Origin of the sequence: Cryobacterium sp. TMT1-3, from assembly GCF_004402315.1 — a bacterium.
Classification (GTDB): Bacteria; Actinomycetota; Actinomycetes; order Actinomycetales; family Microbacteriaceae; genus Cryobacterium; species Cryobacterium luteum.
On record NZ_SOFW01000010.1, the window covers coordinates 1 to 24,999 of the forward strand.

A 24,999-nucleotide genomic window follows, 5' to 3' on the forward strand; every position below is an offset into this window, starting at 1 on the left:
CGCCACCCCCGCCCCCACACCCAGCGACACAACAACACCCGTCACGGAAGCAACCGCCGCGCCGACCGAGACTCCCCCCGTCTTCGCCTCCAACGAGGAAGCGTTGGCAGCGGCGACCGCTACGTATTCCGCGTATCTGGCTGCGGGTGACGTCGCCGGCAAGATCGGATCCGACTCTTGGAACACCTATGTGGCGTTCACAACGGGTGCAGAACGTGATGGAGTCGCATCATCTCGTAAGGAGCTGGAAGCAGAAGGACGCTCACTGACGGGCACCACGGTGTTTGATTCAATGACGATCCAAGCGTCCTCAGCTCGTTCGGACGCGACATGGGAAATTCGAACGTACCTCTGTCTCGACATTACGCACAGCAATTTACTCGACGCCTCCGGGCAGCCAATCTATGACCCTGAGGCTCCTTTGCGTTGGCCGATGCTCGTCCGATTCATCACACCGCAGAAGGATTCCCAACAACTACTCATTTCGGAGTCGACAGTATGGTCCGGTTCAAATTTTTGCTAGTCCTCGGCGCTCTCGCTGTTCTGGCCCTGAGCGCTGGTCCCAGCATGGCGTCCTACGCGGGATCACCGCTATGCACTCCTGAGCAGATTAGAACGGGGACATGTCCCAGCACGCTTGTTTCAGGCGGTATCGCAAACGGTGGCAGTGTCGACCTGACGGCGGGCTCCAGTTCGGGCTCCAGCGGCACGGGAACCTCGAGCCACCCACGGCGAGGACGCGGCGGCACGGTCACCACGGCACCACCGCGCATCTGCGCCAACGGAGACCCGGCCAAACCCGGCATCAAAACCATCCCCTGCGGTAACGGATCCTTCCTTCCCTTCGCCACCAACCCCACACCAACCACCCCCTGCACCGTCTGCTCCCCCGCCACCATCGTGCGCGTCTCCGACCTGCAAAACTTCCCCGCCTACCCCACCCCCACCGGCATGGAACCCGGCGGCTGGGCCATCGTCGGACTCGCTGCGAATTTCTGGGCCGGAGCATCCGCCCAACTCGGCGACGGACTCCTCCTCGGCCAACCCGCCCAAGTCATGTTCACCCCGATCGGCTACCACTGGGCCTACGGCGACGGCGCCACCATTTCGACCGCGACCGGCGGCGCCAGCTGGGAAGCCCTCGGCCTCACCGAATTCACCCCCACCCCCACCAGCCACACCTACACCGAAAAGGGCACCTACACCGTCACCCTCACCGTCGACTACCGAGCCGACTACAGCTTCGGCGACCAAGGCTGGCGACCCGTCGAAGGAACCGTCACCGTGCCCTCCGCCCCGTTCACCGTCGTCGCAGCGAACGAATCCACCGTGCTCGTCGCCGAAGACTGCANTTACGACGAGACCAGGAAACGATCGAGCGCCACAATCTGGGACAAGTACTAACCCCGGGCCGGTACCCGGGCGAGAGCGGCGTAGGCCCGCTCGGCCCCGGACTGCGCGGCCAGCGACAGCGCGAGTGCGTCGAGGCGGGCGCGCTGCTCGGCACTCGGGTCGAAACTGAGGCGCAGCATCCGCTCGCAGGCAGCCCGCAGATCGGGAACCGTAGCGGTATTGGGTGGCAGCGACTCGCCGAACCCCGCCGCGTCGAGGGCGGCCGCGCCGGCGAACTGGTCGGTCGAGAATGGCAGCACGACGAGCGGAACACCAGCCGTCATCGCCTCGGTCACCGAATTGTTGCCGCCGTGGGTCACGGCGAGTGCTGCTTGCTGCAGCAGGCGCACCTGCGGCAGGAACGCCCGCACCAGCCAGGAATGCGGAATAGGGCCCAGCTCGCTGGGGTCGGTCGCACCGACGGCGATGGCGACCCGAACCGGCAAGCCGGCCAGGGCTGCGGCGACGCGAGCGAGCACGTCACCGCGCACCGAGAGAAAACTCCCGAAGCTGACGTAGACCACCGGCAGCGAATCGGCAGCGAGCCAGGCCTCGACCTCCGGGTCGACCGCCTCGGACCGCACGGCAGACCCGAGAAAAACGTGGGGTGGCAGCTGGCTCGTGCGCGCCGGCGAATGCAATTCTTCCGGGTAGTTCAGCAGCAGCACGTCGCCCGTTTCCTGGAAAGCGTCGACGCTCGGAAGCGCTGCCGGATCGAGCTCGCGCAGCGCGTCGTTCCACTGGGCCGTGAACGTGTCGCGCACGGATTCGCACTGTAATTCCAGCAGGCCCAGTTCCTCGGCTGCGGGCGAGAACACAGTGGGCCAGGCCGGCGGGTAGCCGTAGACCTCGGTGCCGACAGGCAGCGCAGACGGATGCCCCAGCACGACGTCGGCGTGCGCAACGCCAGCGCTGAGCAATCCCAGCCGGGCGCTGAAAGCCAGATGGTCGACGATCACCTGGTCGGGCTGCACCCGGGCAACGATGTGCTGCACCTCACGAGCAATCTCGACCGGGTTGTAGAGCAAGTCGCTGCTGCGCGCCTCCGCCTGAAAACGCAGGGTGTCGACCATGCCGCGGCGGGTGGCGTCGAAGAAGCCGCGCAGGGCGTCGTCTTCGCCGACGGGCTGTGCTTCGACCCGGATCGTGCCGGGGTTCGAACCGCGGCCCAGTTGCAGATTCTCCCGTTCGAATCCGAACGAGGTCACGATATCGGCCGTGGCCGGCCCGCTCGCGACCACGACGCGTTCGCCGGCCCGCGCCCAGGCGGTGCCGAGCGTCGCGAGGGGATATAGGTGTGAGGCGTAGTCCGGGCTGATGATCAGCAGGGTCACGAGACGCTCAGCTCCCAGACGGCCGGCTCGAACGCCACGGCGACGTCACGGTAGACGCCGGCGAGGGTGGTCGCCATCGCCTCGATCGTGAAGTTGTTCATGACCATGCTGCGGGCCCGTGCCGCGTTGGCGCCGCCGTGCACTCCATTCGCCACGGTGAGTGCGTCGGCGATGGAACGAACCAGTGCGTCGCGATTGCCGGTATCAACCAGAAAACCGGTCACGCCGTGCTGGACGTAAGTGGCCGGTCCGCCACCGTCGGGGGCGACGACCATGAGCCCGGTCGCCATCGCCTCGAGCAGGGCGATGCCGAACTCCTCTTTCATGCTCGCGCAGACATAGACCCCGAACGGTGCGGCGAGACCAGGCCGGCCGTAGCGGGCCGCGGCGAGCCAGCGGGCTACCGTGTCGTTGGCGCGGTGTCCGGCCAGCAGCAGTCCGCGTGCCGCAGCATCGCCAAGGTCGCCGCTCGCCAGAGACCCCGCCATGCGCTGCAGCTCGATACCCTCGTCGAAGGACGGATGCTCGAGGTCACCTCCCACAATCAGCAGATTGCAGCGGGTCTGAAGTGACGAGTCGGTGCTCCACGCCTCGACCAGGGCGGCCATGCCCTTGACGCGGTGCAGTCGTCCGACGCTGATCAGCAGGGGCAGGCCGCGGCGCTCGGGCGGGAGGGTACGGAGCAGGTCGTCGAGCTGATCGAAGGCCAGGGCGGCTGGTTCGGCCGCGGCCCGGGTGCGGGCGGCGCGGGAGACCAGCAGGCTTCCACCGGTGAGGCCGAGCGAGCCGAGGGCATCCGTTCGGGAACGGTCGATCACCGTGAGGTCGATGCCCTCGGGAATGACGGAGTGCCGTTCGGGATGCGCGTCGATATCGATACCGGTCAGGTGCTCGATGTCCTGCTGCAGGTGCGGGCGCGGAAACAACACGGTGTGGGCGGCATCCGCGGCGAGCCGCTGCACCAGGCGAGCACGAAACCAGAAGTGCTCGTTCGCGTCGACGGTGCCGAAATTTGCGCGGGTGAGGGTGCCGTTCGATTCGAGCGAGTCAATCACGCCGTGCGGGTCGGGTGCCACGGTGAACACCACCGGAATGTCGAGGTCACGGGCGACGGTGGCCGCGGCGAGGCTGCCGACGTCTGCCATACGCAGGTGAATCGCATCGACCACGCCGGCCGAGCGCAGAATGCGGCGGATGCCACGCTGCGCGGCAACCCGCCGCGGCCAGGCATCGATCGACGGCACCGGGCCGCCGACAAACGGTACGGCCGCGAAGGAGTGCCCAGGCAGGGTCGATCCGACATCGGCGAGGGCCCGGAGTGCGCCGTCATGGGTGCCGCGGGAGATGGTGATGACCCGGTCGACCGCTCCGGCAACGCCGGTTTCAGCTGTACGGGTGCCGGCCGCGCTGGTCCTGGCCACGAGGGCGTCGCCGAGGCGCACGAGCAGCGTCGCGATGCCGCCGTTGTCTCCGGCACCCACCTGGGACAACTGACCATCGATGTCGGCGTGCAGGAACAGCTGGGCGATCGTGGTCCCCCGATTCCACGGTGCCCGCGGGGCATCGGTCGCGGTGAGGTCGAACAGTGCCAGCCGGGCAACGGCGGCGAGCTCGGCGGTCTCGGAGGCGGGTGCTGCGGCATCCGCTTGGGAGAGTGCGCTGAGCAGCGAGATGACGACGGTGTTGGGGGCACGGTCACCCAGGGCGGCGATCGCGGCAACCCGCGCGCGCAGGTTCTCGGTGCTGTCGACGGCCACGCGGCGCAGCAGGCGTTCGGGCACGCGGCCGGGGATGAGGCCGATGGTCTCGACCAGGCGGGCGCGGGCGAAGACTTCGCTGACGCCCAGCAGGGCACCCTCGAGAAAAAGCCCGACCTGATCGCCAGCCGAGGAACCCCACTGCTCCAGGGTGCGCTGGGCCAGCATGCCGGTGAAACCGCCCTCACGCACGAGCGTGACGAGCCCCGCAATCGCGTCATAGCGGGGCAGGCGAGTGCCGAAGGCCCAGGCTGCGTGCTCGCGCAGGAACGCCGAGTCATGGTGCAGCAGGGCCACCAGAACCTCGTCGGCGGAATCGTCGAAGACCTGGGCGAGAGCGTGCACCGCCGCGATGGCGGTGAGCTGGTCGCTGGGGTCGGTTGCCGCTTGAGCCAGCAGCCGCACGGCCCGCACTCCTCCATCGCGAGCGGCGGCGACCGTGAGGTCATCGGCCCGCCGGATACCGTCAAGAATGCTGGCTGCAGCGCGTTGCTCGTCAAGGGCGGTGTGGGTGGCCACGGGCATCTCCTCCCCGCGGAATTTTCCACGGAACGATCGCGGCAATTCGGGCTCACCGCGAGTGAACGGGGGCTATCTCGACCATCCCAGGTCGACAAGTCCAAAAAACCGGGCATTTGATCCGCCCGGAATGGATGTAGCTAGCTGGGTTAGCTAAATCCCCATTCGCCATCATTGCATGATTCACAGCCCTGAAGCTGGGAGACTTCCGAAATCGTTCAGAGCGCCGTCATCGCGCCAAGAACAGGGATGCGCGGAAAAATACCGGTTAGTCGAATAGAGCCACGCCCCAGTGATTGGAGCGTGACTCTGTGTTTTCGAAAATGTCTGACGTGATCTAGCCGAACAGGGCCGTCACCTTGGTGAGTGTTTGAATGATGCCGAAAGCGAGCGGAATACCGACCAAGGCCCACCCAACGACGAGCTGTGCCTTCTTCATGACTGCGCCCTTCCTGCTGCTGACCCGACGAGGGGCTTGTCGGGTTCGTGAAATTCGGAGGGCACCGGTCGCACGAACAGGTTCGCCACGAAACCGACCATGAGCAGCCCGACCATGGTGAGCAGGGCCGGCTGATAGGCCGCGGCGGTGAGCTCTCCCGGCGCACCCTGGGCGTCCAGGAACGAGTTCACAATGAGCGGTCCGGCTATTCCGGCTGCCGACCACGCGGTCAGCAGGCGGCCGTGAATGGCGCCCACCTGAAAGGTGCCGAACAGATCGCGCAGGTACGCCGGGATAGTGGCGAAACCACGCCATAGAACGAGATGATGATGAAGGCCAGAATCACGTAGAGCGCGGTCGTGCTGGGGCCGAAGAGGGCCAGCAGCAGGTACAGCACGGTGCCGACGCCGAGATAGACCATGTAAATGTTCTTGCGCCCGGTTTTGTCCGAGGTGGCCGACCAGATGAAGCGTCCACCCATGTTGGCGAGCGATAGCAGGCCGACGAAGCCGCCGGCAACGGCGGCGGAGACGAGCGAGTCGCCGTCATTCTGGCGGAAGAAGTCCTGGATCATCGGTGCGGCCTGTTCGAGGATGCCGATACCGGCCGTGACGTTGCAGAACAGCACGACCCAGAGCAACCAGAACTGACGCGTTCGAATGGCGTTCCGGGCCGAGACGTGGTTACTGGTGACGAGGGCTTTGGCACGTACCCTCGTCGGATCGAATCCGGCCGGCACCCAATCGGCGGCCGGAACCTTAATGGTGAAGGCCCCGAACATCATGTATGCGCAGTAGATCACGGCGAGGGTCAAGAACAGCTTGCCGACTGCATCGCCGCTGGCAACCCAATTCGCTGCACCCGAGTTCGGGTCGTAGAAGCTGAGCAGCATCGTCGACACCGGGCTCGCGATGAGTGCGCCGCCACCGAAGCCCATGATGGCCATGCCGGTGGCCAGCCCCGGGCGGTCCGGGAACCATTTAATCAGGGTCGAGACCGGTGAGATGTAGCCAATGCCCAGCCCGATACCGCCGATGAAGCCGTAGCCGAGGTAAACCAGCCAGAGCTGATTCGAAAAGATTCCGAGCGAACCGATCAGGAATCCGCCCGACCAGAACAGGGCCGCAACGAACATGGCCTTGCGAGGTCCGTTGCTGTCGACCCAGGTGCCCATGATGGCCGCCGAAAGCCCCAGCATCACGATGGCGATCGAGAAGATCACCCCGATCTGCACGAGACTGGCGTCGAAGTGCGCCACGAGCGCCGTTTTGTAGACGCTCGTGGCGTAAGCCTGGCCGATGCAGAGGTGCACGGCGAGGGCGGCCGGCGGAATGAGCCAGCGGTTGAATCCGGGTGGGGCGATGGTGCGGTCTCGATCGAGCCAGCTCATTGAGATGTCCTTGCTGCCGGGAAGGCGTATAGCGACGTTGCTGTGCGGTTCGGCGGTTCACGGTGACCGTGAACGTAGTGCGCAAACGGGGGGTCTGGTGATGCGCGAACTACAGACTATACGCACGACTGGAACGAGTTCTCTTTCGGATTCCTTACCCATTTCGCCATTGAGGGGCATTTTGATCGGGTGACAAGGCAGGATGGTTCTATGACACGCTCAGCTCCGATCGAAGACATCAACGAAAGTAATCTCGTTGTCACCGCGCCCAAAACCCATGCGGCGGGTGTTGAAGCCGTAGTTGTGGCTCTCGATCGGGGCATCGCCCAGGCCGGTATCGGGCGCACGGCCCGTTCGCTGCTGCGACTCAACCAGCGCGACGGCACCGACTGCCCCGGATGCGCGTGGCCGGAGTCCCGTGGACACCGCAAGACCGCAGAATTCTGCGAAAACGGCGCGAAGGCCGTCGCCGAGGAGAGCACACTGCGCACGGTGACGCCGGCATTCTGGGCCGAGCATTCCATCGCCGAGCTCGCCACCAAGACCGAATACTGGCTCGGCAACCAGGGCCGCATCACGCACCCCGTGGTGATTCGCCCGGGCGACACCCACTATTCGCAAATCTCCTGGGACGACGCCTTCGAACTCATCGGCGAGAAGATTCGAGCCACCGTTCCCGACCGCACCGTGTTCTACACCTCCGGTCGCACCGCCAACGAGTCGGCGTTCATGTACCAGCTGTTCGCCCGGTCCATCGGCACCAACAACCTGCCGGATTGCTCCAACATGTGCCACGAATCCTCGGGCTCTGCTCTGAACCCCACGATCGGCATCGGCAAGGGTACGGTCTCTCTCGAGGACATCCACCAGGCCGAACTCATCCTGGTGGTCGGCCAGAACCCGGGCACCAACCATCCGCGCATGCTGTCGGCCCTGGCCGAGTGCAAGGACAACGGTGGCCGGATCGTGGCGGTCAATCCGCTGCCGGAGGCCGGGCTGTTCAACTTCATGGATCCGCAGACCCCCAAGGGCGTCATCGGCAAGGGCACCAACCTGGCCGATGAGTTTTTGCAGATCAAGGTCGGAGGCGACCTGGCCCTGTTCCAGGCGCTCGGTCACCTGCTGCTTGAAGAAGAGGCGCGCGTTCCCGGGTCGGTCATCGACCACGAGTTCGTCGCCGCGAACACCGACGGGATCGAGGCCTATCGCGCGGCCCGATCGGTAGTCGACTGGGACGAGACGAAGAAAGCCACCGGGCTCGAACGTGCCGCGATTGAGACGGTGGCGCAGCTGCTCGTGGCCAGCAAGGCCACCATCATCTGCTGGGCGCTCGGCCTGACCCAGCAGCCGCACTCGGTGAACACCCTCAAGGAGATCATCAACCTGCTGCTGTTGCAGGGAAACTTCGGCAAGCCCGGCGCCGGCGCGTGCCCGGTGCGCGGCCACTCCAACGTGCAGGGCGACCGCACCATGGGTGTCTGGGAGAAGCCGAAAGAAGACATGCTCGCCGCGCTCGACGCCGAGTTCGGCATCGTGTCGCCGCGGGAGCACGGCCTCGACTCCGTCGACACGGTCGATGCCTTCGTGCACGACCGGGTGGACGTGTTCGTGTCGATGGGCGGCAATTTTGCCCTCGCCTGTTCCGACACGGACATGCTCGAGAAGGCCATGCAGCGCGTCGGCCTCACCGTGCACGTCTCCACCAAACCCAACCGCTCGCACGTGATGCACGGCAAGACCTCGCTCATTCTGCCAACGCTCGGCCGCACGGATACCGATGACAAGCATCCGTCTGGCCGCCAGGTGCTGTCGGTGGAAGACTCGATGTCGGTCGTGCGCACGACCCAGGGTCGACTGGAGCCGGTGTCGGAGCATCTGCTGGCCGAACCGGTGATCATCGCCCGCATGGCGCACGCCACTCTCGGCGACGACCACCCGGTCGACTGGAAGGCGATGGCCGACAACTACGACGTTGTTCGCGACCATATCTCCCGCGTCGTGCCCGGCTTCGACGATTTCAACGCGCGGCTCAAGACCAAGAACGGGTTCGTGCTGCCCAACCCTCCGCGCGACACCCGCAGCTTCGCCACCGAAATCGGTCTCGCCCGGTTCACCGTGAGCCCGATCGAATATCTGTCACCGCCCGAGGGTCACCTGATTCTGCAGACCATTCGCAGCCACGACCAGTACAACACCACGTTCTACGGGCTCGACGACCGGTATCGCGGAATCAAGAACGCCCGCCGGGTTATCCTCATCCACGAAGATGATGTCACCGAACTCGGCTTTGCGGACCGCGACCTGGTCGACGTGATCAGCACCTTCCGGGGCGTGGAGCGACGAGCGGATGCCTTCCGTCTCGTGGTCTATCCCACGCCGCGGGGATGCGCGGCCGCCTACTTTCCCGAGGCGAACGCCCTCATGCACCGCGAACTCGTGGCCCGCGAGTCGAACACCCCCGGATACAAGGCTATGACGGTGCGCTTCGTGCGGGCCGGCACCGCTGCCTGACCCGGTACCACCCGTCGCGCGGGAGCTGCGCCAATGCGCGGGAGTTCTGGCCTGGCCAGAACACCCGCGCGACGAGTGTCGTTGGAGCTGCGCCAGTGCTGGCGGCTACGCCACTGCAGCGGACGCGGCATCCGCTCGGTCGACGATGCGGTCACCGCCGGCATAGATGACCATGGAGTCGCCGCGGAGAAAACCGACCAGGGTCATGCCCACCTCGGCGGCGAACTCCGCGGCGAGTGACGACGGCGCCGAGACTGCTGCCAGCACCGGGATGCCGGCCATCAGGGCCTTCTGGGTCAGTTCGAAACTGGCCCGGCTCGACACCATGAGCACGGTGCCGGTCAGCGGTAGCCGGTTTTCCTTGACCGCCCAGCCGATCACCTTGTCGACGGCATTGTGCCGGCCCACATCTTCGCGCAGCACGAGCAGTTCTCCGGTGGCAGCGTCAAATAGACCGGCCGCGTGAATGCCGCCGGTCTTCTCAAACACGTTCTGGCCGGCGCGCAGCTGCTCCGGGAACGTGGTGAGCGATTCGGCATCCACTCGCACCGGGTCATCCGCTATGACGAAGGCCGATTTGGTGCGCACGGCGTCGATGCTCTCCTTGCCGCACAGGCCACAGGAGCTGGTGGTCAGCAGCGAGCGTTCGAGGCTCGGTGCGGGCGGCGCGACGCCCGGGCCAAGGGTGACGTCGAGCACATTGTAGGTGTTGACACCGTCGACCGCTCCCGCGCAATACCGGGCGGTGTTGAAGCCGTCGCCCGTGGTGATGACGCCCTCGGAGACCAGGAACCCGGCCGCGAGGTCGATGTCGTTGCCGGGGGTGCGCATCGTGACGGCGAGGCGGCGGCCGTTCACGCGAATCTCCAGGGGTTCTTCGACCGCGAGCAGGTCTTCGCCGGCCAGGGTTCGGGAGCCGACGGTGAGCCGGGTGATTTTGCGTCGCGCGGTAATTCTGCTCATGTTCAAAGTCTGCCACGGGTCGGCCCGGGCCGCAGGTCGGTACGCTGTGCCGGTCGATTCACGACACGCCGTGATTTCGTTCGTCCGAGCCCGGCGTGTCGCAAATTTACCGGCGTTGGGTGCCGGCCGCTCACCCGCCGATGTAGCTCATTTCAATCTTCTTGGCACCGGATGCCCGCAGTTCGCTGGTCTTGGCGCTGCGCAGCTGCGAATACCGGTCGGTGCGCTCACGCCAGAGGTGCGCCATGACGGTGGAGAGCTCGGCGTCGGAGCAGCCGCCGCGCATGAGCGCCCGCAGGTCGTGACCCTCGGTGGCGAACAGGCAGGTGAACAGCTTGCCGTCGGTCGACACCCGGGCGCGGGAACAGGTCTGGCAGAAATTCTGGGTGACGCTCGAGATGACGCCGATCTCGCCGCCGCCGTCCTGGTAGCGCCAGCGGCGTGAGGTCTCGCCGCTGTAGTTCGGCGCGATCTCTTCAAGCGGCAGCTCGGCGTGGATGCGCGCGATCACGTCTTTCGACGGCACGACCGCGCCCATCTCCCAGCCGTTGCTCGTGCCGACGTCCATGAACTCGATGAACCGCAGAATATACGGGGTGTCCTTAAAATGACGGGCCATGGCCACGATGTCCTGGTCGTTCTTGCCACGCTGCACGACCATGTTGACCTTGATCGGACCGAGCCCGACCGCTTCGGCAACGTCGATACCGTGCAGCACCTTGGCGACCGGAAATTTCACGTCGTTCATGGTGCGAAACGTGGTGTCGTCGAGCGAGTCGAGCGAGACGGTGACGCGCTTGAGGCCGGCATCCTTGAGCGCCTGCGCCTTCATGGCGAGCGCCGACCCGTTGGTGGTGAGCGCAATGTCAATCTCCCGCCCGTCGGGCGTGCGCAGCTCGGCCAGCAGCGCGATGAGGTCTTCGATGCCCTTGCGTAAGAGCGGTTCACCGCCGGTCAGGCGAATTTTCTCAACTCCGTGCGCGACGCTGATGCGCGCGAGCCGGGTGAGTTCCTCGAAGCTGAGCAGTTCGTCGTGTTCCATGAACGCGAAGTCCCGGCCGAATATCTCCTTGGGCATGCAATACACGCAGCGAAAGTTGCAGCGGTCGGTGACGCTCAGGCGCAGGTCGTGCAGCGGACGGTTCATGCGGTCGGTCACTAACCCGGTCGGGGTTTCGAGGGTTATCGGTATATCCGCCCGCTTTCGATAGAAGCGCGGAACTGGTACTTCAACGTCGGCGCCGGTCATGTTTCCACCCTAATCGCCGTGCCCCCGTTCGGGCGTGCTCAGAACACCGGTTCTAAGCACACCGACACCTGGCGGATGCCCGCACACCGCCGCACGCCGTGGCCAATTCAGGAAATTCGCCAGTTTGGAAGCGGCTCAGACCTGATTCACGCAGATTCGGGTCGGGTTTCCTGAATAAGCCACGCGACGAGCGGATGCCGATGGTCGCCGAGACAGGGACGGCCTGGCCGGGAGAATTCCCGGCCGGGCCATCCGCTTGATGAGTGCCGTGAGGCAGTGTTGCTAGCCCTTGACGTAGCCGTTCGGGTTCAGCACGTACTTCGTCGCCGCGCCGGCGTCGAATTCGGCGTAGCCACGCGGCGCATCTTCGAGGCTGATGGCCTGGGCGTTGACGGCCTTGGCAATCTGTACCTTGTCGTGCAGAATCGCCATCATCAACTGGCGGTTGTACTTCATCACCGGGCACTGTCCGGTGGTGAAGGACAACGACTTAGCCCAGCCGAGTCCCAACCGAATCGACAGCGAGCCCACCTGGGCGGCCTTTTCCTTGGCTCCCGGGTCACCCGTGACGTAGAGGCCCGGAATGCCGAGGGCACCGCCGGCGGCGGTAACCGTCATAAGCGAGTTGAGCACGGTGGCCGGAGCCTCGTGGTCGGCGTCCTTGCCGTGGCCGCGTGCCTCGAAGCCGACGGCGTCGACACCGGCGTCGACCTCCGGAATGCCGAGAATCTGCTCGATCTGCTCCCCCGGCTCGCCCTGGGTGAGGTCGATCGTTTCGCAGCCGAAGCTGCGAGCCTGCGCGAGACGTTCTGTGTTCATGTCGCCCACGATGACGACGGCCGCACCGAGCAGCTGGGCCGACACGGCGGCAGCGAGGCCTACCGGGCCGGCTCCCGCCACGTAGACGGTCGATCCGACGCCGGCCCCGGCCGTGTAGGCCCCGTGGAATCCGGTCGGGAAGATGTCCGACAGCATGGTGAGGTCCATGATCTTCTCGAGAGCCTGGTCCCGGTCGGGAAACTTCAACAGGTTCCAGTCGGCGTAGGGAACGAGCACGTATTCGGCCTGGCCGCCCACCCAACCGCCCATGTCGACGTAGCCGTAGGCGCTGCCCGGACGGTCCGGGTTGACGTTGAGGCAGATACCGGTCTTGCGTTCCTTACAGTTGCGGCAGCGACCGCAGCTGATGTTGAACGGCACCGACACGATGTCGCCGACCTTGATGAATTCAACGTCGGGGCCGGCTTCGACCACTTCGCCGGTGATTTCGTGACCCAGCACCAGGTTGCTCGGTGCTGTGGTGCGGCCACGCACCATGTGCTGGTCCGAGCCGCAGATATTGGTGGTCACGGTCTTCAGAATGACGCCGTGCGGTACCTTGCGGCCGACGTTGGCCGGGTTGACGCCCGGTCCGTCTTTGAGTTCGAACGTGGGGTAGTCGATGTCGATGACCTCGACGACTCCGGCGCTCTTGTAGGCAACTGCTCTGTTCCCCGTCATGAACTACCTTTCTCGTTTTCTTCGCGGAGCAGGCCGAATAACCTTCTCCGCAGTGGGTGAGCGCTGCTGATTCTGATAGCAGCCCTCTCACTCCACCACGGTTCCGAGAAATTACAATCAGCCAACTGCCAGTTCCTGGCCCCCGTTCTGGCCTAAGCAGAAACCAGCGGGAAGCGCCTCAGGCCTTCCAAACCTGCACAACGGATGGCCGCGGTCCGGCCCACGCGCCGGCCGGTGCGGTCGCCCCCAGCGCGACATAGTCCGGGAATCGACTGGCCTGCGCGGCCCAGCTTCCGTTCTCCCCCGGGTGCTGCACGGCGACATAGACCATCGACTGTTCGGAGCGGATGACCGGACCACAGGTCTCAGCCTGCCGCGGCACCGCGAGGAACTGCTGCACACGCCCCCGCTCGGGTCCAACGAGCGGAACCTTGAACAGGCCGTCGCAGAAGCCGATCGTGCTTGGCGCGCCGTCTGTGGAGATCCACAGGTTGCCCTGGGTGTCGAAGGCCACGTTGTCCGGGCAGGAGATGGGCGAGACCTTCTCGCTCGGAAAGCCGGCGAAGTAGGTGCTCGTGTTCGTCTTCGGGTCGCCGCAGACGAGCAGCAGGTTCCAGTCGAAGGTCACCGCGGTCGCGTCGGAGCCGGTCTCGGTGATTTCCACGATGTGGCCATCCCGGTTGACCGCCCGCGGGTTGGGCTCGGTCGCGCCCTCTTTGCCCGGCAGGCCACGATCGGTGTTGTTCGTGCAGGCGACGTAGATTTTGCCGGTCACCGGGCTCGGCTCGACGTCTTCGCAGCGGTCCATTTTGGTGGCGCCGACGGCATCCGCTACCAGGCGGGTGTTCACAAGGGCCTCGTCGGTGCTGAAGCCGGGCACCTGGCAGACGCCGTCGATGACGAGCGCCACCCACTGGCCGGTGCCGTCGAAGAGGCCGTCGGCGGGCAGCTGGCCGGTGCCGGTGATCTCAGCGACCGGCGAGTTGCCGGCGAAGCGGGCCACGTACAGGGAACCGCGGGTGAGCAGGGCCTTGTTATGCACGCGGGCCTTGGGGCTCTTCTTCTTGTCAAACCGGTCGTGGGAGACGAACTTGTAGAGGTAGTCGAAGCGTTCGTCATCGCCCATGTAGGCGGCGACATGGCCGGACTTTCCGACGATCACGTTGGCACCCTCGTGCTTGAATCGGCCGAGGGCCGTGTGCTTGACCGGGGGCTCGTTCGGTTCCTCCGGGTCGATCTCCACGATCCAGCCGAACCGGTTGGGCTCGTTCTCGTTGCCGGCGACGGTGGCGTCGAACCGGTCGTCGACGTTCTCCCAGAGCCGACCGGTGGGGCGATCGGCCAGGCCGTAGCGGGCATCCGCCGAGCTGGTGCCCTTGGTGCGAAAGTACCCGTTGAAGTTCTCCTCGCCGGAAAGCACCGTGCCCCAGGGGGTCGTGCCGCCAGCACAATTGCCGAGGGTGCCGAGCACGGTGCGGCCCGTTGAGTCGGCCCTGGTCTTCAGCAGATCGCTGCCGGCGGCCGGACCGGTGACCGTGAACGGGGTGTTCGCGGTGATGCGTCGGTTGAGGCGGTGGCCAACACGGTAGGTCCAGGGTGAGCCGGCGCGCTTCCGTTCGAGGGCGACCACGGACATGCCGTGGGCCATCATGGCGATGCGACGCTGCTCATCCGCTTCGGCCGGGGTGGCGGCCGGGGCGAACATGATGTTTTCGTTGGTGTACTCGTGGTTGGTGACGAGAATGCCGTTTCGCCCCTTGTGGTCCTCGAGAATGTCGAGATAGTCGTTGTTGTAGCCGAACTGGAGCGCCTGCAACGCGGCGCTCTGGTGCACGGGATCGAACCGATCGGTGGCGGCGAACAGCGGGTCTCCCCAGCGGATGATGGGGTTCCAGGAGTAGCCGACGGGCACCGAGAATGCGTCGACGGCCGCCGGAACCGGCGCTATCGGTGTGAAGGCAAGGCCGCCGGAACCGCCGGCCGGACCGCCCGGTGCGGCCAGCGCGGGAGGGGTCTGGCCCGACCCGAGAACGATCGCCGCAGCACCGACACCAACGCCGACGAGCAGGGAGCGGCGGCTCAGCGCCGCGCCGACGATGTCACGAAAGTAGTCGTTGCCGCTCTTGTTGGGCACCGGGTGGAAGCAGGCATCCGCGCACTTGAGGTGGCAGGTGACTGCGCTGCGCTTGCCGAGGGTGTGCCCCTGCATCGGCAGCAACGGCAGCAACGGGCGACCAGCGGCGGTGGATTCACGGTGCGACATAGTGCTCCTCAGGCAGGTGAGCCCCGAACGGGGGTGGAACCACCCTCCCGCCGTCACCTCTCCGTCATGAAACCACCCGGTGTCTTGTCGGTGAACCGCAGGTGAACGCTCGGGGCGCCGGCTCTACCGGAGATTTCGGGACTGCAGAACGAGCGCCACGGCGTGTGCGGTGGTTTCGCGTACCCGTTCGGCGGCGTGAGCCTGCAGGTCGTCGAGGGTCGCCGGCCCGCCGGCGATCGAGAAGGCGGCGGTGACACCGGATGCTGCGGAGTCGACCGCTGACAGTTCCACCCGGCCGGCGATGACGACGACCGGGCATCCTGCCGGGGCCAGGCGGGCAACGGCCACGGCCACCTTGCCGCCGAGGGATTGGGCGTCAAAACTGCCTTCGCCGGTGAGCACGAGATCGGCGGAGGTCATCTTGCGGGCCAGGTCAACGGCAGCCGCGACCAGGGTGCTGCCGGGAACCAGTTCGGCACGCAGCAACGGCACGAGCGTGGCCGGCATACCGCCGGCCGCTCCAGCGCCGGGCCGGTCGAGCATGTTCTCGCCGGTTTCGGCGAACACGATCGCGGCGAGGCGGGCCAGGCCGGCGTCGAGCTCGGCGACATCTCGTGGCCGCGCACCCTTTTGCGGGCCGAACACGGCGGCAGCGCCGGCGGGGCCGCAGAGCGGATTGTTCACGTCGACCGCGACGCGCCAGCGCACCGCTCGGGCATGCGGGTGCAGTCCGGCCAGGTCGATTGACGCGATCTGGGCCAGTCCGGCACCACCCGGCGCGACCGGCAGCCCGGCGATGTCCAGAAAACGCACGCCGAGGGCGGCGAGCAGGCCCGTTCCGCCGTCGGTGCTGGCGGAACCTCCGACGCAGAGCAGAATTTCGTCGACTCGCTGATCGAGCAGTTCTCGGGCGAGCAAGCCGACCCCGAAGGTGTCGGCGCGCTGGGGCTGGGGCGGGGCATCCGCTACGAGGGGCAGGCCGTTGGACTCGGCCGCTTCGATGAACCCGATGCGCCCGTCGGCGGAGGTGGCGTAGCGAGCCCGGCGGCGGCGACCGAGCGCATCGACGGTAAGCATGGTGCGGGGCAGGGCGCCCCAGGCCGCCGTGATGGCATCGAGGGTGCCCTCGCCGCCGTCGGCCATCGGGCAGAGCGTGAGGCGAATTTCGGGCCGGCCGAGCGCGAGAAAAGCGTCGCGGGCCCCGTCAGCCATGGCCGCGGCGGCTTCGGCCGCGCTGAGGCTGCCCTTGAACGAATCCGGCGCGATGACTATGGTGAGCGGCTTCCCTGCCGGATGATCGTGCATTGGTTCAGGCTAGCCCCGACCGGAACAACACAGACTCCCATGGCGCATGTCGGTGGTGTGGCATACACTTTTCACATAGAAGATTTATTCTATAAAATTCGACCTGAACAATGCTTTGTTCGAACTTTGTAGCATATATTTCTTTCGTTCGTTTTTGTAAACACACCAGCATTTTTGCCTTCTCAAACCAGGGAGCCCGCCTTGCCCCACATCATTGACGCTCCGGTTGACGTTGAGCTCTCCGCCGACGGCGACCCGCGCGCGTTCATCTGGAATCGGTTTGAACACACCGTCATCGGGCAGCCGCAGGCCGTGTTCAAACGCACCCGGTGGTGGGAGAACGAGGGAATCCCCACCCGCATCGACACCGAGCTGTGGCGACTCGACGCGAGTCGTGGCGGCGAAGAACAGCACCGTTACGACCTGCGCCGCGGAACGGACGGGTCCTGGACTCTGGCAATGGACTGGGGATGACCGGCACGCTGGGGTCAGCAACAGCGGGCACGAATTTCGCGCACCTGCACGTTGCGAGCGCCTACTCAACCCACTATGGCGTGACGCTTCCCGAAGCCCTGGCCGAGCAGGCGGCCGCGCAGGGCGCGAGTTTTCTGGCCATCACCGACCGTGACGGCCTCTATGGCGCCGTCAAGCACGTGCGCGCCTGCGTGAGCGCCGGCATCAGCCCCGGGTTGGGTGCCGACCTCGCCGTACACGACGAGGAATACCGCTCACTCGGCCGGGTGGTCGTGCTCGCCCACGGCCACACAGACGGTCGCGGCTACGCCGCGCTCTGCCGCGCGGTCAGCGCCGCCCACAGCGGCAGTACCGGCCAGCGCTCAGCGCTCACGCCGGCACACACCGGGCCGAGCATTTCGCGCGCACGACTGGCCGACCTGGCCGGGCTCGCTTCGCTCACCGTGCTGCTCGGCCCCGACTCCGACGTGGGTCTCGCTGTCGGCAGGCGCGACAACCCGGATGCCGCGGCGCGGCTCGCCCACTGGCAGCGGGCCCTGCCCGAAGGCGCCGTCGTGCTCGAAATCGTCTGCCACCTCGCCGAGAGCGGCACGGTCGGCAGTGTGACCCCGGCCACGCGCCTGCTCGCCCTCGCCGAGAATGCCGGGCTGCCAGCGGTGCTCAGCAATGCCGTGCGGTACGGCACCCCCGACGAGGCGGTCACCGCTGACCTCGCCGACGCTGCGCGCTTTCTGCTGCCGCTCGCCGAAATCGACACCCCGCAGACCAACGGCCAGGCCTGGCTCAAACCCGCCGGAATGATGCGCCAGGTAGCCCGCATGGTCGTCGACGCCGGCCTGCACGAAGGCGGAGCACTCGAACGGCTGCTGGGCGATACTGAGCGGCTCGCCGACCGCTGCGGCCTCGACCCGGTGAGCGACATCGGCCTCGGCCGCCCGCGCATGCCGGAAGCGCGCATCATCGGCGTCACCGGTGACCCGGTCACCGAGCTGTGGCGGCGGGCCAGGAGCGGCATCGCCGACCTGTACTCCGCGAGCGGCTCGCGCGCGGTCGACGCCGCCCACGCCCAGCTCGCCCACGAGATGAAAACGGTCGAGCACTTAGGCTTTGCCAGCTACTTTCTCACCGTGTCGCGGGTGGCCGACATCATTCGCGGCATGGGCATCCGTATTCAGGCTCGCGGTTCGGGGGTCGGCTCGGTGCTCAACTATGCGCTGCGCACGTCTTCGGTCGAACCCATCGCGAACGGACTGCTCTGGGAACGTTTTCTCTCCCCCGAACGCCAGACGCTGCCCGACATCGACATCGACGTGGAGTCGGCCAGGCGGCACGACATCTACCGTGAGGTCTTTCGCGCCTTCGGCAGCGACCGGGTTTCGCTCATGTCGATGACCAACGCCTACCGCGGCCGCGGCGCCGTGCGTGACGCCGGCCTGGCCCTCGGCCTGCCCGACGCGCAGATCAACGTGATCGCCAAGCAGATGTGGCGGTTCAACGCCCGCGACTTTCGCCGCGCCCTGGAAGAGAAGCCCGAGCTCGAGGCCCTCGCCGCCGAAGTGCGCGAGTCGCAGCAGCTCGACCTGCTGGTCGACCTCACGGCGCGGCTCGACCGGCTCCCCCGACACATCTCGGTGCACCCCTGCGGGGTGATCCTCTCCGACGCGAGCCTGCTCGACCGCACTCCGGTGCAGGCGAGCGGCATGGGCCTGCCCATGTCGCAGTACGACAAACACGACATGGACCCGATGGGGCTCATCAAACTCGACATTCTCGGCGTGCGCATGCAATCGGCCATGGCGCACGCCGTTGAAGAGCACCACCGGCTCACCGGCGAGAGCATCGACCTCGACCGGGTTCCGCTCGACGATGCGAAAACGTTCGAACTGATTCGTTCCACCCGCACGCTCGGCATCTTCCAGATCGAGTCCCCCGGTCAGATGGAGCTCGTCGGCAAGCTGCAGCCCGAGGTGTTCAACGACCTCACGGTGGAGATCTCGCTGTTTCGGCCCGGACCGATGAAGAACAACATGCCCCTCAAATATCTGCAGGCCCGGCACGGCGAGGTCTCGCCCGACTACATCCACCCCCGGTTCGAGCCGATTCTGCGCGAGACCAACGGCGTCGTCATCTTTCACGAACAGGTCATGCGACTGTTCGACGAACTCACCGGCTGCGGGCTCGGCAAAGCGGATGTCTTTCGCCGCCACCTGGGTAAGCCGGAGCAGCTCCCGCAGATCGAGGAGTACCTGCGGGAGAAAGCCCTCGCCCGCGGCTTCAGCGACAAGGTCATCGACCAGATCTGGACGGTGCTGGCGGGGTTTGGCAGCTTCGGTTTCGCCAAGGCGCACGGCGCAGCCTTCGCCCTGCCCACCTACCAGTCCGCCTGGCTGAAGACCCACCACCCGGCGGCTTTTCTGGCCGGGCTGCTCACCCACGACCCCGGCATGTGGCCCAAAGATCTCATCGTCGCCGAAGCCCGGGTGCTCGGGGTTCCGGTGCTCCCCCTCGACGTGCAGTCGAGCGCGCTGGACTACCGTGTGGAGGATCTCGCCGACGGGAGCCAGGGCATCCGTCTGGCGCTGCCGGAACTGGTCGGCAGCACCGAGGCCGAGCGGGCGCGCATTGCCCGACACCAGCCGTTTGGCTCGCTGCAGGACTTTCGGGATCGGGTGCATCCGCGGCGGCGCACCTTCGAGGCGCTCGCCCGGGTGGGCGCCCTCGACACGTTCATCGGTTATGACCGCACCCGGCGGCACGAACTGCTCGCGCACATTCAGTCGTTGCGCGGCACCGCCGTCGTGATTCGCGCCGACCAGCTCGCATTCGAGGTGGAGCTGCCCGTGCCGCGGTACTCGGGCGACCGGGCCGGCGCCATCACGTCGCTCGAACTGCGCGGCCGCACCCAGACCGATCTGGAGCTGCTGGATCTGAACCTGGCCGTCGGGTCCCACCAGATGAAGCGCTTTCACTCCCTGTTCAAGGAGCTGGGGGTCACCCCGGCGAGCGAGCTCGGCAATCTGCCCGGTGGCACCGAGGTGCTGCTCGCCGGGGTGCGCCGAGCCACGAACACGCCGCCGATGCGTGGTGGCCGCCGGGTGGTGTTCATCAGCCTCGACGACGGCACCGGCCCGGTCTCCAATGTCGTGTTCTTTCACGACGCGCAGGAGCGAGTGGGCGGGCAGGTGTTCCAGACCAATTACATGCTCGTGCGCGGTCGCACCCGCCGCTCAGGGGCGAAGGGAGTGTCGGTAACCGGGGAGAACCTGTGGAACCTGTTCGACGTGGCTCGTCAGGTGCAGGAGCGGCATGCCGTTGAGCGCGCCGCCGCGCAGGAAGCGGCCAGCGCGGCCGCCTACGCGGCCGAACTCAGTGCGCATCCGCTGATCGAGCACTCAGCATCATCGAGTGTCGGTGGCACCCTGCATCAGCTCAATGCGGCGCAGAGCGCCTGACCGTGCCGGTCCAACGGTGCGCGCTACTGGCCGGGCGGGGCGGGAGCCGCGTCGGGCGGCGCGGGCGGCGCTGGTGCGGGCGGCGCTGGTGCGGGTGGCGGCGGCGCTGGTGCCGGAGGGGCAACGACAACGGGCGGCGGAATGTACTTGGGGGCGAGCTCCTCGAAGGCGTCACCGCCGTACTTGGCGTTGACGACCGACATCACGACCGGCCACATGCGGTGCCGTGCCGTCGCGATCTGGTCGCGCCCGAAGTATTGCCGCCGCTGGCTGAGCGTTCCGGTCACGCTCACCACGGCGACCACCGTGGCCACCTTGGTACTCGCGCCGCTCATCCAGGTGTCCTTGGCGCCATCCGTTGTGCCGGTCTTGCCGATCATCGGCACGGACGGTCTCGTGTTCGCATTTGATGTCTGCCCCGTTCCCCCGGTCATCACCCGGCGCATGGCATAGGCCATTCCCGCAGCCACCGTGGAATCAACCGACTGTGTGCAGGTAGACGGCGGCACCGGAATCTCGACCCCGCCCGGGCCGACGATGCGGTCGATCGCGATCGGCGAACAGGTCACCCCCTTATTGGCGATGCCCGCGAAGGCGACGGCCATCGTCAGCGGCGCAACTTCATTGGTGCCGATAACGGATGCCGCGGACTGTAAGAGCGGGTTGCCGTCGGCTCGGTGCACCCCGAAGGCCTCAGCCGTCTGACGAATGCCGCAGAGGTCGAGCCGCTTGGCCATTCCAATGAAACCGGTGTTGATCGAGCCGACGGTGGCCTGCAGCGCACTGTAGTTGGCGCCGGACTCGTTCGCGTCGTTGCGCGGGTTCCAGGGTGGTTTCTCCTTGTCGTAGTTCTGCGGCCCGAGGCAGCTGTCCTGAAAGTTGCCCCAGTTGGCCTTGCGCCGGGAGTCGACCCGCTCATTGAGCGAGTGGCCCTCTTTCACCCACTCGGCCAGGGTGAAGACCTTATAGGTCGACCCGGGCTGGAACCCGCTCGACCCGCCCTCGGCGTAGTCGGTGGCGTAGTTGATGCCCGTGTAGTTGGCGCCGGTCGCCTGCACGGCCGGATCCTGGCTGTAGTCCTTGTTCTGGGTCATGGCGAGCACCCGGCCGGTGCCAACCTGCACGCTCGTGATGACCGCCCCCACGTCACCGCCGGCATAGACCTTGGGCACCTGCTGGTTCATGGTGGTCACGGCAGCGTTCTGCACGTCGAGGTCGAGGGTCGTGTACACGTCGTAGCCGCCGCGCCGAAAGTTAAGCATGCGGGTGGCGGCGTCGGCGCCGAAGGTGGGATCGGTCTGCAGAATCTTGGTCACGTAGTCGCAGAAGAACGCGTTGGCCAGTGCGGTCTGGCAGCCCGTGCTCGGTTCGGTGATGACGGGTTCGACCGGAGCGACAACCGCGGCGTCGTAGTCGGCCTGACTGATCTTCTGGTAACGCAGCATCTCGCGCAGTATGTAGTCGCGGCGCTGCTTGTTGGCGGCGTAGCCGTTGGCGGCCCCGTTGGTCTCGCTCGCGGGCTTGTCGAGCTGAAACTTGACCGGGTTGTTCACGATCGCCACGAGGCTCGCCGCCTGGGGCAGGGTGAGGTTAGCTGCGGTGGTGTTGAAGTAGTAGTTTGCGGCGGCCTCAATGCCGTAGACGGTGCCGCCGAAACCGGTGATGTTGAAGTACTGCTGCAGGATGTCGTGTTTGCTGTACTTCTTCTCGACCCCGATGGCGAGCCGCATTTCTTTGAGTTTGCGGTCGGGCGTGGTCTTGGTCGCCGCGGTGTAGCAGGCATCGTGCGCACGCTGGTCGGTGAGCAGCTCGCACTTCTGCACGAGTACGTTCTTCACGTATTGCTGCGTGATGGATGACCCGCCCTGGGTGTTGCCCCCGGCTACCGTCGTGGCTGTGGCACGCAGGGTGCCCTGCAGGTCGACCCCGCCATGTTCGTAGAATCGGGGGTCTTCTCCCGACACCGCGGCATCCTTCGCGAACTGGCTGATCGCGTCCCAGCCCACTTCGATGCGGTTCTGATCGTAGAACGAGGCGAGCAGTTCGACGCTTCCGTCACTGCGGGTGGCGAAGATGTCGCTCTTTTGAGACAGGGTCTCGATATTGACGTAGCCCGGCAGGTTCTCGAACACCGAGATGGTGTTGGTGGCAGCCAGACCCGAGAGCGCCACCACCGGGGTCACCGACACGGCCACGAGAACGCCGGCCGCCGCACTCATGGCCACGAAGCCGAGGAGCCCGCCGAGAGCTCCGTGAAAGGTGCGCCGCCACGACAGGGCCGCGCCGGATGGAACCTCGGTCACCTGCACCACGTTTACCCCCAGATAAGTCCATCCAGTGCGAGAGCCTACGCCTGCACAAAGTTCGTAACTAAATGTCATGTTAGTCATCTGCGGATGCCCATGGGACCCCTGGCCGATCTGAGAATGTATCGGCTTGATACCGGTTTCTCAAGTAGTATCCGGTGAAAGTGCTGGAGGTGATGAATGCGAACATTCGGCATTGAAGAGGAATTCATCTTTCTGAAGCCCTCGACACTGCAGCCGGCCAACGTAGGCGATGATGTGCACGCCGAGCTGCGTGGCCGCTCCCCCGTGTCACGGTTTGTCAGCCACGAGTTTCTGGCCTCACAGATCGAGCGGTCAACGCCGGTCTTTGATCGGTTCGAGCAGGCATCCGCTGATCTGCTCGCTTTTCGGTCGCGGCTGGCCCGTGCCGCCCTCAGGCGCGGAGTGCTCGCTGCCGGCGTCGGCGCGCCCTTCCAGACCGAGGGCTGGCCGGAGGTGACCAATGTGGAGCGCTATCACACCGTTGAGACCGAGTTTCGAGGCTTGGTGCCCGACCACCTCATCAACGGGCTGCACGTGCACGTCGGTATTCCCAGCCGCGAAGCCGGCGTACAGGCGCTTAATCGGGTGCGGGTCTGGCTGCCGACGCTGCTCGCACTGGCCGTGAATTCGCCGTTCTGGCACGGTGCCGACACCGGGTTTTCCAGTTGGCGCAGCGTGCACATGAGACGCTGGTCGACGATCGGCTGCCCGCCGATTTTCGCGGATGCCGCCGATTACGACCGCCGCATCCGCCGCCTGGTCGGCGTGGGCGGTACCTACGACCTGCGCACGATCTGGTGGAATGCCCGCCTCGCCGAGGATCATCCGACCGTGGAGATTCGCGTCTGCGACGCCCAGCTCGATGCGCCGTCAACCTTGCTGCTCGCCGCCCTGACCCGGGCGGCGGTCACGACTGCGCTGCGCGACGGGGAAACGGATGTCGCCCCCATCGACATCGCGCCGGAACTGCTCGACGCGGGGCTGTGGCACGCCGCCCGGGAGGGGATGGAGTCGACGCTGCTGAATCCGGTGTCGGGCACGCTGGAGAGCGCATCCGCTGTGACGGCGGCGCTGCTGCATTACGCCGGCGATGCCATCGACGAGGTCGGCAACCGCGATCGTATAGAGGCGCTGCTGGCCCGGTCACGGCGACTCGGCACCGGGGCCGAGCGCCAGCGCGCCGCGATACGTGCCGGTGGACAGCCGGCCCTCGCCGCCCTGCTCGCACAGGCGTTGACCGCACACGACTGAGCGCCGCGCATGTGGCTCCCTATATTTTCAGCGAGGGGTGCAGCTTGCCGATCGACCAGATCTTCATGGAGCGGCTGGCGAACACCGAGACGGTGAACGCGCCGATTCCGAACGCGAGAAGGGCGAGAACGTCAACCAGAATGGCACTCGTCCACCCCTCGGCGATGAGCCGCCGCACACCGTCGACCGCGTAGGTCATCGGCAGGGCCGGGCTGATCCACTGGAAGAATCCCGGCGAGGTCTGCACCGGATAGGTGCCTCCGGCCGACGCGAGCTGCAGAATGAGCAGCAGCAGGGCCACGAGGCGTCCGCGGCCGCCGAGCAGTGCGATCAGGCTGTGGTGAATGGCGGTGAAGACGAGTGCCACGATCACCGTGAAAGCGGCGAGGGCCGCAAAATTGGCCGCCTCGAGCCCCACCAGAAAGTGCAGCACCGCGAGCAGCAGTCCGGCCTGCAACAGTCCGAACAGCAGCCCGGGAGCGAGGCCGGTCAGGGCCACGCGCACCGGTCGGGCAGTGGATGCGACGGCCTGCGGTGACAGCGGACGAAACAGAAAGTACATGCCGATTCCGCCGACCCAGAGCGCGAGCGGAATGAAGTACGCGGCGAGGCCTTCCCCGTAGAACCCGACGGGGTTCTCCCGTACGTGTTCAGCGGCGACGGGCGCGGAGGTGACCGCCGCGAGAGCGCTCGCCTGGTCGGCGGTGTAGCTCGGTATCTGGTCGACGCCAACCTCGAGCGAGGCGCTCAGTGTGTCGGCGCCGGCCTCGAGCTGCCCGAGCCCGGCGGCGAGGGTGCCCGCACCGGTGCTGGCCGTGGTGGCGCCGGCAGCCAGGCTGCTCGCGCCGGCGGCCGTGCTGTCGGCCCCGG

At 66.3% G+C, this 24,999-nt stretch carries 13 protein-coding genes and 2 pseudogenes; 5 read left to right on the forward strand and 10 right to left on the reverse strand.

Going from position 1 to position 24,999, the window contains the following annotated elements; genetic code table 11:
- Positions 1-523 (forward strand): annotated as a pseudogene (locus E3O25_RS16880) (hypothetical protein); the annotation flags it as partial.
- An 877-nt stretch (positions 524-1,400) separates the two neighbouring features.
- On the opposite strand, the gene E3O25_RS03785 reads toward E3O25_RS16880, so the two are convergent.
- The 3 genes and pseudogenes from E3O25_RS03785 to E3O25_RS03795 form a co-directional block, all read right to left on the reverse strand.
- On the reverse strand, positions 1,401-2,726 hold the full coding sequence (locus E3O25_RS03785) for a glycosyltransferase (RefSeq protein WP_134360494.1): 1,326 nt from the start codon (positions 2,724-2,726) through the stop codon (positions 1,401-1,403).
- Positions 2,723-5,002: a glycosyltransferase gene (locus E3O25_RS03790; protein WP_134360495.1), complete on the reverse strand. Its 2,280-nt coding sequence runs from the start codon at positions 5,000-5,002 to the stop codon at positions 2,723-2,725. Before E3O25_RS03790 ends, E3O25_RS03785 begins: the two co-directional genes overlap by 4 nt.
- A 435-nt stretch (positions 5,003-5,437) precedes the next feature.
- Positions 5,438-6,831 (reverse strand): annotated as a pseudogene (locus E3O25_RS03795) (OFA family MFS transporter).
- 210 nt (positions 6,832-7,041) lie between these two features.
- Here E3O25_RS03795 and E3O25_RS03800 point away from each other — a divergent pair.
- Complete coding sequence (locus E3O25_RS03800; RefSeq protein WP_134360496.1) at positions 7,042-9,342, forward strand: FdhF/YdeP family oxidoreductase; 2,301 nt, start codon at positions 7,042-7,044, stop codon at positions 9,340-9,342.
- Positions 9,343-9,447: 105 nt separating this feature from the next.
- On the opposite strand, the gene fdhD is transcribed toward E3O25_RS03800, so the two are convergent.
- From fdhD to E3O25_RS03825, 5 genes are all read right to left on the reverse strand, one after another.
- Positions 9,448-10,305, reverse strand: a complete 858-nt coding sequence (fdhD, locus tag E3O25_RS03805; protein WP_134360497.1) for a formate dehydrogenase accessory sulfurtransferase FdhD — start codon at positions 10,303-10,305, stop codon at positions 9,448-9,450.
- A gap of 130 nt (positions 10,306-10,435) precedes the next feature.
- Positions 10,436-11,452 carry a GTP 3',8-cyclase MoaA gene (moaA, locus tag E3O25_RS03810; RefSeq protein WP_241988484.1) on the reverse strand — a complete coding sequence of 339 codons (1,017 nt, stop codon included), beginning with the start codon at positions 11,450-11,452 and terminating at the stop codon, positions 10,436-10,438.
- 384 nt (positions 11,453-11,836) lie between these two features.
- Entirely contained in the window at positions 11,837-13,054 is a 1,218-nt protein-coding gene (fdhA, locus tag E3O25_RS03815) for a formaldehyde dehydrogenase, glutathione-independent (RefSeq protein ID WP_134360499.1), read from the reverse strand.
- 178 nt (positions 13,055-13,232) lie between these two features.
- The gene (locus tag E3O25_RS03820) at positions 13,233-15,317 is read right to left on the reverse strand and encodes a PhoX family phosphatase (RefSeq protein WP_134360500.1); all 2,085 of its coding nucleotides are present in this window, start codon (positions 15,315-15,317) and stop codon (positions 13,233-13,235) included.
- A gap of 123 nt (positions 15,318-15,440) precedes the next feature.
- A complete protein-coding gene (locus tag E3O25_RS03825) occupies positions 15,441-16,622 on the reverse strand; it encodes a glycerate kinase (protein ID WP_134360501.1) in 1,182 nt (393 codons plus the stop codon).
- Between the two features lie 201 nt (positions 16,623-16,823).
- On the opposite strand from E3O25_RS03825, the gene E3O25_RS03830 reads away from it, so the two are divergent.
- Together E3O25_RS03830 and E3O25_RS03835 are read left to right on the forward strand one after the other, a co-directional pair.
- Entirely contained in the window at positions 16,824-17,096 is a 273-nt protein-coding gene (locus E3O25_RS03830) for a hypothetical protein (protein WP_092111863.1), read from the forward strand.
- The gene (locus tag E3O25_RS03835; RefSeq protein WP_134360502.1) at positions 17,093-20,548 is read left to right on the forward strand and encodes a DNA polymerase III subunit alpha; all 3,456 of its coding nucleotides are present in this window, start codon (positions 17,093-17,095) and stop codon (positions 20,546-20,548) included. Before E3O25_RS03830 ends, E3O25_RS03835 begins: the two co-directional genes overlap by 4 nt.
- Before the next feature lie 23 nt (positions 20,549-20,571).
- On the opposite strand, the gene E3O25_RS03840 is transcribed toward E3O25_RS03835, so the two are convergent.
- A complete protein-coding gene (locus tag E3O25_RS03840; RefSeq protein ID WP_166805960.1) occupies positions 20,572-22,851 on the reverse strand; it encodes a transglycosylase domain-containing protein in 2,280 nt (759 codons plus the stop codon).
- Positions 22,852-23,034: 183 nt separating this feature from the next.
- Between E3O25_RS03840 and E3O25_RS03845 the strand changes: the two genes are divergently transcribed.
- Positions 23,035-24,129, forward strand: a complete 1,095-nt coding sequence (locus E3O25_RS03845; protein WP_134360504.1) for a YbdK family carboxylate-amine ligase — start codon at positions 23,035-23,037, stop codon at positions 24,127-24,129.
- 19 nt (positions 24,130-24,148) lie between these two features.
- Here E3O25_RS03845 and E3O25_RS03850 read toward each other — a convergent pair.
- A partial coding sequence (locus tag E3O25_RS03850) for a YhgE/Pip family protein (RefSeq protein ID WP_166805961.1) occupies positions 24,149-24,999 on the reverse strand: 851 nt, incomplete at its 5' end.